This is a genomic window from Methylophilus sp. (genome assembly GCF_052437885.1).
GTDB lineage: Bacteria > Pseudomonadota > Gammaproteobacteria > Burkholderiales > Methylophilaceae > Methylophilus.
Genome location: NZ_JBQVPB010000014.1, coordinates 77,874 through 89,653 on the forward strand (window position 1 = coordinate 77,874; position 11,780 = coordinate 89,653).

Sequence of the window (11,780 nt, forward strand, 5' to 3'; positions counted from 1 at the left end):
AACTTGTATGTCCGCCGCTCTCACCCGCGAAGCCCGCCAATTTCTATTTGCCACCCGCCATGCCGTGTTGTCCACCTACTCAATGAAATATCCGGGCTATCCGTTCGGCGCCATCGCGCCGTTTGTGTGTAACCAGCAGGCCGAGCCGGTGATCCTGGTCAATGCCAGCGCCGAGCATGCCAAGAATATGCATGAAAATGCCAAAGTCTCGCTGCTGGTATTCGCCGAGGCCGAAAACCGGCAGGCACAACTGACTTTGATAGGTGAAGCACTGCCCTGCGAGAAGAATGACGCTGATTTTCGCGCCCGTTACCTGCGCTATTTTCCCGATGCCGTGACTTATTATGACCTGGAAGAATTCCACCTTTACCGCATACGCGTGGAACATGTGCGCTATATCGCCGGCCTGGGCCGTGTCGACTGGTTTGAGGGTGACAGTTTGAATGAAGACCTGTCGGCCAGCATGCTGGCGGCGCAGGAATCCGGCATCGTCTCGCATATGAACGATGACCATATAGACAGCATGCTGGAATATTGCCAGCATATCCACGGCATCAGCGCCGACCAGGCAGAAATGACAGGGCTGGATGCCGAAGGCTTTGATGTCAAATATACCCAGGGCGAAGAAAACTACGGCCAGTTACGCTTTCAGTTCGAAAAGCCGGTATTGAACGCCATGGATGCGCGCAAAGCCCTGGTCGCCCTCGCACAAGCCTGCAGATCATGAGTACGACCATTTTAAAATGGGGCCGTCTGGGCGCCAGCTTCAGCCTGCTGGGTCTGATCGTATTATGCCTGGGCTGGGAGATATTCTGGGCGCCCTTGCGCAGCGGTGGCAGTCTGCTGTTTTTAAAGACCCTGCCTTTGCTGGCACCGTTGTTCGGTATCCTGCGCGGCAAACGATATACCTACCAGTGGTCTGGCATGCTGATCCTGTTTTACTTTACCGAAGGTGTGGTCAGGGCCTGGGCTGAATCCGGGATCACGCGGGCACTGGCATGGACAGAGATCCTGCTGAGCCTGGTATTCTTTGCCAGTGTGGTGGCTTATGCCAAATACAGCGGGCGGCGTTACCAGGCTGGCTGACGCACAGGCAGACGGCTGCGCCACCACTACGCTGAAATGCATAAATTCTTTCGTCTGCTGGCATAAACAAGCGCACTAAACCTTATATAATATCCGGCATGAAAATCCTGTTATCCAACGACGATGGCTACCTGGCTCCTGGCCTGGCAGCACTGGCACAACACCTGAGTAAAATTGCCGATATCACGGTGGTAGCACCGGAACGCAACCGCAGCGGCGCCAGCAACTCGCTGACACTGGACAGACCCTTGAGCGTCAAACAGGCAGCCAATGGCTTTTTTTACGTCAACGGCACCCCTACCGACTGTGTGCATATCGCGCTGACCGGGCTGATGCAGGAGATGCCGGACATGGTGATCAGCGGCATCAACGACGGCGCCAATATGGGTGACGACACGATTTATTCCGGTACCGTAGCGGCCGCCACCGAGGGTTATCTGCTGGGTATTCCTTCTTTTGCAGTGTCCATGTCGCAGCACCAGCCCAGCCATTTTGAGACAGCGGCCAGCATCATGGTCGACCTGGTCAAGCGCTTCAATCACAGCGAGATCCTTGAACCCACCTTGTTGAATGTCAATGTGCCGGATGTGCCCCTGAGCGAGATCAAGGGCCAGAAGATCACCCGCCTGGGCAAACGCCACAAGGCCGAGCCGGTGATACAGCTCAAGACTCCGCGCGGCGAGACCGTGTATTGGGTGGGCGCGGCCGGGCAACCGAATGATGGCGGCGAAGGCACGGACTTTCATGCCGTCGCACAAGGCTTTGTCTCGATTTCACCGATACAGGTAGACCTGACCAAACACTCCCAGATCAACACCATGCAACAATGGTTACAAGCCAAGAATTAAGCACCATGGCAATTCCCAGAACTTCCAATAAAACCGGCATAGGCATGACTTCTTCGCGTACGCGCGAGCGCATGCTGACCCGTCTGCGTGAACAAGGCATACAGGACGAAGTCGTCATCAATGTCATGGCCGAGATCCCGCGCCATATCTTTGTCGACGAGGCCTTGTCCATCCGTGCCTATGAAGATGTCTCGCTGCCTATAGGCTATGGCCAGACTATCTCACAGCCTTATATCGTGGCTAAAATGACGCAGATACTGCGCAATGGCAAACAGCTCAACAAGGTGCTGGAGATAGGCACAGGTTGTGGCTACCAGACCGCCGTGCTGTCGCGCGTCAGCAATGAAGTATTCTCGCTGGAACGCATACGGCCGCTGGTCATGAAAGCCAGGACCCATTTGCGCGCATTGAAATGCACCAATGTAAAACTGGACCATGCGGATGGCAGCATAGGCCTCAAGGATTACGGTCCGTTTGATGCCATCATGGTCACGGCCGCTTCCAGCCATGTGCCGCAGGAACTGGTAGACCAGCTGGCCGTGGGTGGCCGCATGGTGATTCCCGTCGGCACCTCGGAACAGGTATTGCACCTGATTGAAAGGACCGCGCAAGGCGTGCAGAAAACCGCACTGGAACCGGTCAAGTTTGTACCATTATTAGGGGGAACCGCTTTATCATGAGATTACGCTCGCTGCTGATTACCGGATTGACTGCCACCACCCTGGCAGCGTGTGCGCTCAACTCCCCCATGCCGCGCGCACCAGTCAGCAGCAGCACCAAAACGCCGGACAGTAAACCGGCAGCGCCAGTGTCTGTCGGCCCTAACCAGTACCTGGTGCAAAAAGGCGACAACCTGTACAGCATAGGCAGAAAATTCGGCGTGCCGCACCTGAAACTGGCCGAGATCAACCAGTTGCAGACGCCTTACGAGATACACGTAGGCCAGGTGCTGAATATCAACCCTAAAGCAGTGAACAGCGCCAGCAATAGCAAAGCCACAGATAACAAAGCCATAGACACTGCAGACGACGCCGAAGTAGTGACCTCTGCCATCGCGCGCCCGGAACTCGCCCCTGCCGGTGATGCAGCCAGCACGGCTGCAGCCAGCCCGGGCTTTGTGACTGAGACGGCAAAAACCACGGCTGAGGGCCAGGACATTGAAGCGGTCGCCGACAGTGATATCCAGTGGCAATGGCCGGTGACCGGCAAAGTCAGTGCCGGCTTTGACCCGCAAATGAACAAGGGCTTGAACATCACAGGTGCCGCCGGGCAGGCGATCAGCGCCGCCGGCGCTGGCAAGGTGATCTACAGCGGCATGGATGTACGCGGCTACGGCAAGCTGATCATCGTCAAGCACAACAGCAATCTGCTCTCAGTCTATGCGCACCAGGGAAACTCTCTGGTCAAAGAAGGCGCTTTTGTCACACAGGGTGAAAAACTGGCGACACTGCCAGCAGCAAGCAATAACAAGCCACCCATGCTGCATTTCGAGATCCGGCAAAAAGGCAAACCGGTAGACCCGGTCAGCTATCTGCCTGGCAATCCGGGCGCCAGCCCGGGCACGGCAGCCAATAGCAGCAATAGCTGACTCTGCGCTAGCAGGCCCGGGGCGGCCGTAAGGCCAGCCTTGCAGCAGGCAAGTATCAAGCGGACAATCGCACAGTGTGCATCATGGTTGAGTTTGCGAAAGGAAGATCGCTATGGAACCTGATCAGTTCGACAAGAACCGCGACATTCGCCCGGATAGCCCGTGGCAGGTATTGCAGGCCCTGGTCACCGTCGCCCTAATCATCTGCGGCCTGTTAGGCATCGCCGTGCACCTGTTCGGTTCCGGCGTGACGCCCTATGACTGGTGGTACTGGCTCTCTGCCTCGGTTTTCAATAGTGCGCTGGCCGTGCTGGCGGTAGTGGCGGTGATCATATTCCACCGTTACAACTCTCATATCAGCAGCCAGAAGCGCCGTTACGCCAGCAACCTGCCGGTCTATCTCATGATGGCAGTCGGTGTGTATTTTGCCTACCGCCTGCTGACCACCGGCCACTGGTAAAGCGCTGGTATCAGCCAGCTGCTGGCTGGCTGATACCCTATACTCAGGCGACCTTGACCTTGGCATAGCCCATGGCGGCTGCCGATACCACACCACAGCGATTGATACCGCTGATGATGGCCTGGATAGAAGCGGTCACGATATCCGGGTGTATGCCCACGCCGTAACACACCTTACCCTCGCAAACCACCTCGACGAATGCACAGGCCGAGGCCTCGCCGGCCGACGCACTGGCACCAATGGAACGCTCCTCGAAGCTGCGTACCTGTGCATGCACGCCTATGCTTTGCAATGCATGGATGGCAGCATCCACCGGCCCGTTACCCTGCCCGCTCAGAACGCTGGCTACGCCATTCACAGTCACTGTCAGCCGGATGGCCTGGCCGCCGTCCTGTGATTGCAGCTGATAGTCATTAAAACGCAGCGGTGACGCGGCTTCAGTATAAGTGCGGTTAAACAGTTGCCAGATATCGGTGGCCGTCACCTCGCTGCCATGCGCATCGGTATACTGCTGCACCACGCCGGAAAACTCGACTTGCAGGCGGCGCGGCATCACCACGCCATACTGGCTTTCCATCAGATAGGCGACGCCGCCTTTGCCGGACTGGCTGTTGACGCGGATGATAGAGTCATAACTGCGCCCCAGGTCTTTAGGGTCTATGGGCAGATAAGGCACATTCCACAGCGCATGCGCCTGCTGGCTGGCGAAACCTTTTTTAATGGCATCCTGGTGCGAGCCGGAAAAAGCCGTGAACACCAGGTCACCGGCATAGGGGTGACGCGGGTGGATATCGATCTGCGTGCACTCTTCAACCGTGCGCCCCACTGCATTCATATCAGAAAAATCCAGCCCCGGATGCACACCCTGGGTATACATATTCAATGCCACGGTGACCAGGTCGACATTGCCGGTGCGCTCGCCATGACCGAACAGGCAGCCCTCGACGCGATCGGCGCCAGCCATGATGCCCAGCTCAGTCGCCGCCACTGCCGTGCCTCTGTCATTGTGCGGATGCAGGCTCAGGATCACGCTGTCACGCCTGGCCAGGTGGCGGTGCATCCACTCTATCTGGTCTGCGTAAATATTCGGGGTCGCCACTTCTACTGTCGCCGGGCAATTAATGATCACTTTGCGTGCTGGCGTCGCGCCCCAGGCTTCGGTCACCGCGTCACAGACCTCTCTGGCGAACTCAAGCTCGGTCGCGGTAAAGGTTTCCGGGCTGTATTGCAGTATCACTTCTGTCTCTGGCATCTCCGCCGCCATGACTTTGACCAGTTTGACCGACTCCACCGCCATGGCTTTGACCTCGGCCTTGCTCATATTGAAGACCACCTCGCGGAAAGTCGGCGAAATGGCATTGTAAATATGCACGATCACCCGCCGCGCACCGCGCACCGATTCCATAGTGCGGCGTATCAGGTGCTCGCGCGCCTGGGTCAGTACTTCTATGGTCACATCGTCGGGGATATGCTGCTGCTCTATCAAGGTGCGCACAAAATTGAAATCGGTCTGCGAGGCAGAGGGAAACGCCACTTCGATCTCCTTGAAACCGATCTGGCATAACATCTTGAACATGCGCATCTTTTTATCGGCATCCATAGGCTCGAACAGCGATTGATTGCCGTCGCGCAGATCGGTACTCATCCACACCGGCGGCTTGCTGATCACGGCCCCCGGCCACTGGCGATCTTTAAGCTGCACCGCAGGGAAAGGCTGATATTTTTGTGAGGGTTGTGCGTGCATGTTGTCATCCTGACCTGTAAATTCGATACCACCCATGATAGGGGTTTTAACAAAAATATTATTGCGAATTTTGGTTTAAACCACCAAATATTGAAATTAAATTTCAATTTAATTAAATAAAATGTAATATTGTTTCAATTTAAAAATAAACGCGCAAATTATATGAAACTAGACCGTTTTGACAGGCTTATCCTGGACATCCTGCAAACAGATGGCCATATCAGCAACCAGGAGCTCGCCGAACGCATAGGCCTCTCGCCCGCCCCCTGCCTGCGCCGTGTCAAAGCGCTGGAACAGGCCGGCCTGATCACCGGCTACCAGGCATTGATAGATGCTAAAAAACTGGGGCTGAGCCTGATGGCGTTGATAGGTATTTCTATGGACCAGCATACGCCTGAACGATTTGCCAATTTTGAAGCCAGCATCGTCAATGTGCCGGAAGTGCTGGAATGCCTGCTGATCACCGGCCAGCAATCTGATTATTTATTGAAGGTAGCAGTCAAGGATATGGATGATTACCAGCATCTACTGCTGCATAAGATCACCAGGATAGCCGGCGTGACTGGCGTGCACACCAGCTTTGTATTGCGCAATGTGATCGCGCGCGCCAGATTGCCTATCGTATAAAAAACAAAAAGGCCATGCAGCGCATGACCTTTTGTTCACTGTTGAATACGGCTTATTTATTCTTTGCGTCTTCTTCAGCATAGTGCTTGCGCACCTGTGTCATATCAAACTCGCGCGCCCATTTGATGATTTCATCAAAGGCAGGAGCGCCGATCTCACCCACTTGTGCATGTATGCCTGCACGCTCGCGTATCACCAGCAAGCCAGGGATCTGTTTCACATCAAAATAATCGGAGATCTCGGGGTCGGTTTCGGTGTTGACCATGCCGAATACGATATCCGTATGCTTGGCTGCGGCGGCCTCAAAGGTAGGCGTGAACGCGACACAAGGGTCACACCACGGCGCCCAGAAGTCTACGATGACAAAATCATTACTTTCTATGGTTTGTTTAAAATTCGCTTTAGTCAGCGTGATGACTGCCATGATATTTCCTGTTCCTGTAGATTGGTTTTTGTGCCGTTATTGTAGCAGAGGATAGCGCTGCCATTACCAATGCAGACAGCAAACAGCATGCCCGCATGTAGCGTTGCCGCCAGGCAGCACTTGAATAACATTTCACCTGAGGTATGATGAAGCCAGGAAGTGAGGACGACCCCACCGCTCCATTTTATGCAGGGACGGCCCTGATTCACAATTGAAAGGAATGTAGTATGGCTTGGGTGATTCTTGTGATTGCAGGATTGTTTGAAGTGGGTTGGGCCATAGGCCTGAAATATACCGAGGGGTTCAGCAGGCTATGGCCTACAGTGGGCACAGTCACGGCCATGGTCATCAGTCTGGGCTTGCTCGGCCTGGCGATGAAAACCTTGCCGGTAGGCACTGCCTATGCCATCTGGGTAGGCGTAGGCGCCATAGGCACCGTGATATTAGGCATGGTGTTGTTTGGCGAACCGGCGACGCCGTTGCGTATCGCCAGCCTGGTGCTGATCGTGGCAGGCATAGTCGGCCTGAAAATCGCTACCCTGGTTTAAGTTTTCAGGCTCTGCAGCGCAGTGGGTGCAGCCGCACTCACTTGCGCGCTAGCATCTAACAAGCGTTGCTATACTGAGGATGGATGACAGATGATACTTTACGTGGATGCCCATTATCTTTCGCCTTATGCCCTGTCGGCCTTTGTCGCGCTGCGTGAAAAAGGCCTGAGCTTTGAGTTGCGCCTGCTGGACCTGCAAAAATCCGAACAGTCATCACCCGTCTATGCCGGGATATCTAATACCCAGCGGGTGCCGGCGATCGTGGATGATGATTTCAGTTTATCCGAATCTTCAGCCATCAGTGAATATATCGATGAATGCTATATAGGCCCCAGACTTTACCCGCGCGACCTGCTGGCAAGAGCTCAGGCAAGAGCGCTGCAGGCCTGGCTGAGAAGCGATCTGCTGCCTATCCGTGAAGAGCGCTCGACCGAGGTGTTATTCCTGGACAGCTCGCCCATGCCCTTATCGGCCAGAGCGCAGGCCGCGGCCAACAAGCTGTTTCATGCGGCGGCACAGTTACTGCAACCGGGCCAGCAGCATTTATTCGATCACTGGTGCATTGCCGATACTGACCTGGCACTGATGATCAACCGCCTGGTGCTGGCCGGAGACCCGGTACCTGAGCACCTGGCCGATTACGCGACATCGCAATGGCAACGCCCCAGCGTACAAGACTGGCTCCAGCTGCCGAGAACCATCGGCTAGGCCTATATAAACTGCCGCTCAGGAACATAACGCCAGATAAGACCAGATAATAATAAAAGTGCGCCAGGCAGCCACCTGACGCACTTTCAAATTTCAGAGCCAGTGACCAGGCTGGCGATCAAATAATCGGTTTTTCCCAGGCACCATCAAAAAACAGTTCGCCCAGTGGCTGGCGATTGCGCGCAGCCAGTTCGCGCTCTTTCACCTCGTCAGACAAGGCATCTACTGGCGCCTGATAACCTACGGTCACCATAGGCAGTATCTGGTAGCGCTCTGGCACTTTAAAGCTGGCACGCGCTTTATCGGCGTCAAAGCCGCCCATCTGGTGCGCCATCAAGCCTGATGCAGCGGCCTGCAGGCACAAGTTCTCAGTCGCAGCACCAGTGTCATACGGCGCCCATTTGTTAGGCTTGCCATTCGCGCGGAAAACAGTATCTGCGCAGATCAGCAGCAAAACCGGCGCATTGACCGCCCAGCCCTGGTTGCCCGGCACCAGGCAATCAAAAGCGGCCTGCCAGGCCTGCATGTTATCGGCCTTGTTACACACCACATAACGCCATGGCTCATCACCAAAACAGGAAGGCGCCCAGCGTGCTGCTTCCAGCAGGCTGATGATCTGTTCCTTGCTCACTGGCTTGCTGGCATCATAAGCCCGGCCGCTCCAGCGGTTGGCAATGATTTCATGGATAGGCTGTTGGGTGGTCGCTGGCTTAGATATGGTCATAGATCCTCACGGTAGTTGTTACAGTTGTTTTTTTAAAGTGTAAAGCAGCTCTAAAGCCTGCTTGGGCGTTAAATCATCTGGTTGTATGCGTTCTAAAGCTGCGACCACGCTATGCAATGGCGGTTCCTCGACCGGCGCTGCGGCGGCAAACAAGTCATTTTGTGGCGTGGCAGCAAAATTCTGATTCTCCAGTTGCTGCAACTTGCGCTTGGCCAGTTGCACCACTGATCTGGGGATACCAGCCAGTTGCGCCACCTGTATGCCATAACTCATGGTCGCCGCACCCTCTTCTACCTTGTGCAGAAACACGATGCCCTGGCCATGTTCCACCGCGTCCAGATGCACGTTCGCCGCGTGTTTGGCCTCATCGACGATGCGCGTCAGCTCAAAATAATGCGTGGCAAACAGCGTCAGTGCCTTGTTTTTCTCGAGCAACTGCTTGGCGACCGCCCAGGCCAGGCTCAAGCCATCGAAAGTGCTGGTGCCACGGCCTATCTCATCCAGCAGCACCAGGCTGTTGGCACTGGCATTATTCAGGATATTGGCAGTTTCCGTCATTTCCACCATAAAGGTAGAACGGCCACCGGCCAGGTCATCCGAGGCACCGATACGGGTGAAGATGCGGTCTATCTCGCCTATCACCGCCGTTTGCGCAGGCACAAAACTGCCACAATAAGCCAGCAATACGATCAGCGCGGTCTGCCGCATAAAAGTGGATTTACCACCCATGTTAGGCCCGGTGATCAGCAGTAGCTGGCGATAAGGGTTGAGCGTCACATCATTGGCCACATAGGGCTGGGCGATACTCTCAACCACTGGATGGCGGCCAAGCTGGATGTCCAGGCCAATATCACTGCGGAACTGCGGTTGCACGTAATTCAGCGCCCGCGCCCGTTCGGCAAAGCTGGCGATCACGTCCAGACTGGCGACTGCCGTGGCGATACGCTGCAAGGCCGTGATATGCGGCAACAGCGCGTCCAGCACCTGCTCATACAACATTTTTTCACGCGCCAGTGCGCGCTCGTTGGCACTCAGCACCTTGTCCTCAAACGTCTTCAGCTCAGGCGTGATAAAACGCTCCACATTTTTCAGTGTCTGCCGGCGGCGGTATTCTGCCGGCGCACTCTCTGCCTGCAGGCGGCTGATCTCGATATAAAAGCCATGCACGCTGTTATATTCGACCTTGAGGTTGGCAATCCCGGTCCTGGCTTTTTCTGCCGCCTCGAATTGCAGTAAAAAGTCGCCGTGGTCGGTTTGCAACGCACGCAACTCATCCAGTTCGGCATCATAGCCATTGGCGATCACCCCACCTTCACGCAAAATAGCAGCAGGCTCGGCCTGTATGGCCTGCACCAGTATCTGCAAAGCTTGCGCAGGCACCTGCAGCTCAGCCAGCAGGCCTAGTAGTAAAGCGGATCGCACCTCAGGCAACACTTGCGCCAGTGATGGCAATTGCAACAAGCTATCGCGCAGCCCGGACAAATCACGCGGCCGCGCACTTTTCAGCGCCACGCGCGCAGTCATGCGCTCAATATCGCCTATGGGGTGTAAAGCCTGCTGTAAAGTGCTATCCAGAAATCGCGTCAACAGCTCGGCGACCGCCAGATGGCGTTGCTGTATCACCTGCTGATCGCGCAAGGGATGATGTAACCAGTGGCGCAGCAAGCGTGCGCCCATCGCTGTTTGCGTAGAGTTCAGCAAAGAAAATAACGTCGGGCTGGCCTCACCGCGTATGGTGGTATCGATCTCCAGATTGCGGCGGGTAGCCGCATCCAGTTGCAGATAATGATTGGTCTGTTCTACCCGCAAGCCCGTGATATGCGGTAATGCCGTGCGCTGGGTGTGTTTGACATAATCCAGCAAAGCGCCTGCCGCAGCTACCGCCACCGGCATCTCGCCACAACCGAACCCGGCCAGGTCATGCGTATTGAACTGCTGGGAGAGGCTACGCTGTGCCGATTCCTGATCAAACTGCCAGGGCGCCAGCCGCTTCTTGGCACAACGTGCCTGCTGTAACACCTCAGACACATGGTCATCGCCGGTGATCAGTTCAGCCGGATGGATGCGCTCAAGCTCCTGTGACAAATGCCCGGGTGCGATCTCGCTGAGAACGAACTCGCCGGAAGCCAGGTTAAGCCGTGCCAGCCCCAATACGCCATCGCCTTTGGCGATACACAGCAAGGTGTTGTCGCGCGTCTCATCCAGCAGCGCCGCATCGGTCAGGGTGCCTGGCGTTAAGATGCGCGTCACTTCGCGCGCCACCGGCCCTTTGGAAGTCGCCGGATCGCCGACCTGCTCGCAAATGGCGACCGCTTCGCCCATTTTTGCCAGCTTGGCCAGGTATTGTTCCGCTGCATGGTAAGGCAAACCGGCCATTTTGATAGGCTCGCCATTGCTGGCGCCGCGACGGGTCAGGGTAATGCCCAGCAAGCGGGAGGCTTTTTCGGCGTCTTCAAAAAACAGTTCGTAAAAATCGCCCATGCGGTAAAACAGCAGCATATCGGGATACTGTGCTTTGAGCGCCAGGTATTGGCGCATCATGGGAGTGTGGTTTTCGAAGGCCATGCGGGAGGATAGATTTATATAATGATGTGTAGGAAAAGCTGTTGTATCTTACAACAAAAGCGGCATTTTTCAGCGGGAGATTGCTTGAATAACTTCTCACAATTGTTCGTTATTCCGGCGTTGGCGGGGAAATGTGGTGGCTAGCGGTGATTTTAAGGATGGCTGTCCAGGTGTTAGCTTGTTGGCGAGGGAGAACTAATATTGCAGTTGCTGGGAGGTTCTAGTTAGTATTTCTTTGGATGATTTGAACGTTACTTTTCGCCTGTAGGCGAGTTACTTTTCTTTGCTTGCCCAAAGAATAAGTAACCAAAAGAAATGCACCCTAGCTTCCGCTTTTTCCCTGCGTTGCTCGTCAACGTGGGCGTCCAACGAAACTCGCCCTAGCGGCTTGCACACTGCGCAAGCCACCGCGGAACTCGAACAGACGCTGGCCGACCCCTCCCACGCTGACTGCGCTA

General features: G+C 55.4%; 13 protein-coding genes. 9 read left to right on the top strand and 4 right to left on the bottom strand.

All coding sequences use genetic code 11. The features are described 5' to 3' along the window. Positions 1 to 7: 7 nt before the first annotated feature. The 6 genes from ACT6RZ_RS13255 to ACT6RZ_RS13280 all read left to right on the top strand — a co-directional run bounded on the left by ACT6RZ_RS13255 (position 8) and on the right by ACT6RZ_RS13280 (position 3,982). A complete protein-coding gene (locus ACT6RZ_RS13255; RefSeq protein ID WP_444702569.1) occupies positions 8 to 727 on the top strand; it encodes a HugZ family pyridoxamine 5'-phosphate oxidase in 720 nt (239 codons plus the stop codon). After that, a complete protein-coding gene (locus ACT6RZ_RS13260; protein WP_444702570.1) occupies positions 724 to 1,086 on the top strand; it encodes a DUF2069 domain-containing protein in 363 nt (120 codons plus the stop codon). Before ACT6RZ_RS13255 ends, ACT6RZ_RS13260 begins: the two co-directional genes overlap by 4 nt. Positions 1,087 to 1,184: 98 nt before the next feature. Then, the gene (gene surE / locus ACT6RZ_RS13265; protein WP_444702571.1) at positions 1,185 to 1,934 is read left to right on the top strand and encodes a 5'/3'-nucleotidase SurE; all 750 of its coding nucleotides are present in this window, start codon (positions 1,185 to 1,187) and stop codon (positions 1,932 to 1,934) included. Positions 1,935 to 1,939: 5 nt separating this feature from the next. Then, entirely contained in the window at positions 1,940 to 2,614 is a 675-nt protein-coding gene (locus tag ACT6RZ_RS13270; RefSeq protein ID WP_444702572.1) for a protein-L-isoaspartate(D-aspartate) O-methyltransferase, read from the top strand. Then, positions 2,611 to 3,522, top strand: coding sequence for a peptidoglycan DD-metalloendopeptidase family protein (locus tag ACT6RZ_RS13275; RefSeq protein ID WP_444702573.1), 912 nt, complete (start codon positions 2,611 to 2,613; stop codon positions 3,520 to 3,522). Before ACT6RZ_RS13270 ends, ACT6RZ_RS13275 begins: the two co-directional genes overlap by 4 nt. A 112-nt stretch (positions 3,523 to 3,634) precedes the next feature. Next, entirely contained in the window at positions 3,635 to 3,982 is a 348-nt protein-coding gene (locus ACT6RZ_RS13280; protein WP_444702574.1) for a hypothetical protein, read from the top strand. A 43-nt stretch (positions 3,983 to 4,025) separates the two neighbouring features. Here ACT6RZ_RS13280 and leuA read toward each other — a convergent pair whose 3' ends face one another. Then, positions 4,026 to 5,726, bottom strand: a complete 1,701-nt coding sequence (gene leuA, locus ACT6RZ_RS13285) for a 2-isopropylmalate synthase (RefSeq protein WP_444702575.1) — start codon at positions 5,724 to 5,726, stop codon at positions 4,026 to 4,028. 162 nt (positions 5,727 to 5,888) lie between these two features. On the opposite strand from leuA, the gene ACT6RZ_RS13290 reads away from it, so the two are divergent. Beyond that, positions 5,889 to 6,353 (top strand): Lrp/AsnC family transcriptional regulator, encoded by a 465-nt coding sequence (locus ACT6RZ_RS13290; RefSeq protein WP_444702576.1) that lies wholly within the window; start codon positions 5,889 to 5,891, stop codon positions 6,351 to 6,353. A gap of 52 nt (positions 6,354 to 6,405) precedes the next feature. Here ACT6RZ_RS13290 and ACT6RZ_RS13295 read toward each other — a convergent pair whose 3' ends face one another. After that, positions 6,406 to 6,777, bottom strand: a complete 372-nt coding sequence (locus ACT6RZ_RS13295; RefSeq protein WP_444702577.1) for a thioredoxin family protein — start codon at positions 6,775 to 6,777, stop codon at positions 6,406 to 6,408. A gap of 227 nt (positions 6,778 to 7,004) precedes the next feature. Between ACT6RZ_RS13295 and sugE the strand changes: the two genes are divergently transcribed. Then, positions 7,005 to 7,325, top strand: a complete 321-nt coding sequence (gene sugE / locus ACT6RZ_RS13300) for a quaternary ammonium compound efflux SMR transporter SugE (protein WP_444702578.1) — start codon at positions 7,005 to 7,007, stop codon at positions 7,323 to 7,325. Between the two features lie 90 nt (positions 7,326 to 7,415). Then, the gene (yfcF, locus tag ACT6RZ_RS13305; RefSeq protein ID WP_444702579.1) at positions 7,416 to 8,033 is read left to right on the top strand and encodes a glutathione transferase; all 618 of its coding nucleotides are present in this window, start codon (positions 7,416 to 7,418) and stop codon (positions 8,031 to 8,033) included. A 118-nt stretch (positions 8,034 to 8,151) separates the two neighbouring features. On the opposite strand, the gene ACT6RZ_RS13310 is transcribed toward yfcF, so the two are convergent. Beyond that, positions 8,152 to 8,751, bottom strand: coding sequence for a nitroreductase family protein (locus ACT6RZ_RS13310; protein ID WP_444702581.1), 600 nt, complete (start codon positions 8,749 to 8,751; stop codon positions 8,152 to 8,154). Positions 8,752 to 8,775: 24 nt separating this feature from the next. Then, on the bottom strand, positions 8,776 to 11,298 hold the full coding sequence (mutS, locus tag ACT6RZ_RS13315) for a DNA mismatch repair protein MutS (RefSeq protein ID WP_444702580.1): 2,523 nt from the start codon (positions 11,296 to 11,298) through the stop codon (positions 8,776 to 8,778). Positions 11,299 to 11,780 lie beyond the last annotated feature (482 nt).

What these genes read in the sequence shown, in the direction of transcription:
- ACT6RZ_RS13255 (WP_444702569.1), top strand. Translation starts at nt 8, where the DNA reads ATGTCCGCCGCTCTCACCCGCGAAGCCCGCCAATTTCTATTTGCCACC.
- ACT6RZ_RS13260 (WP_444702570.1), top strand. Translation starts at nt 724, where the DNA reads ATGAGTACGACCATTTTAAAATGGGGCCGTCTGGGCGCCAGCTTCAGC.
- surE (WP_444702571.1), top strand. Translation starts at nt 1,185, where the DNA reads ATGAAAATCCTGTTATCCAACGACGATGGCTACCTGGCTCCTGGCCTG.
- ACT6RZ_RS13270 (WP_444702572.1), top strand. Translation starts at nt 1,940, where the DNA reads ATGGCAATTCCCAGAACTTCCAATAAAACCGGCATAGGCATGACTTCT.
- ACT6RZ_RS13275 (WP_444702573.1), top strand. Translation starts at nt 2,611, where the DNA reads ATGAGATTACGCTCGCTGCTGATTACCGGATTGACTGCCACCACCCTG.
- ACT6RZ_RS13280 (WP_444702574.1), top strand. Translation starts at nt 3,635, where the DNA reads ATGGAACCTGATCAGTTCGACAAGAACCGCGACATTCGCCCGGATAGC.
- leuA (WP_444702575.1), bottom strand. Translation starts at nt 5,726, where the DNA reads ATGCACGCACAACCCTCACAAAAATATCAGCCTTTCCCTGCGGTGCAG.
- ACT6RZ_RS13290 (WP_444702576.1), top strand. Translation starts at nt 5,889, where the DNA reads ATGAAACTAGACCGTTTTGACAGGCTTATCCTGGACATCCTGCAAACA.
- ACT6RZ_RS13295 (WP_444702577.1), bottom strand. Translation starts at nt 6,777, where the DNA reads ATGGCAGTCATCACGCTGACTAAAGCGAATTTTAAACAAACCATAGAA.
- sugE (WP_444702578.1), top strand. Translation starts at nt 7,005, where the DNA reads ATGGCTTGGGTGATTCTTGTGATTGCAGGATTGTTTGAAGTGGGTTGG.
- yfcF (WP_444702579.1), top strand. Translation starts at nt 7,416, where the DNA reads ATGATACTTTACGTGGATGCCCATTATCTTTCGCCTTATGCCCTGTCG.
- mutS (WP_444702580.1), bottom strand. Translation starts at nt 11,298, where the DNA reads ATGATGCGCCAATACCTGGCGCTCAAAGCACAGTATCCCGATATGCTG.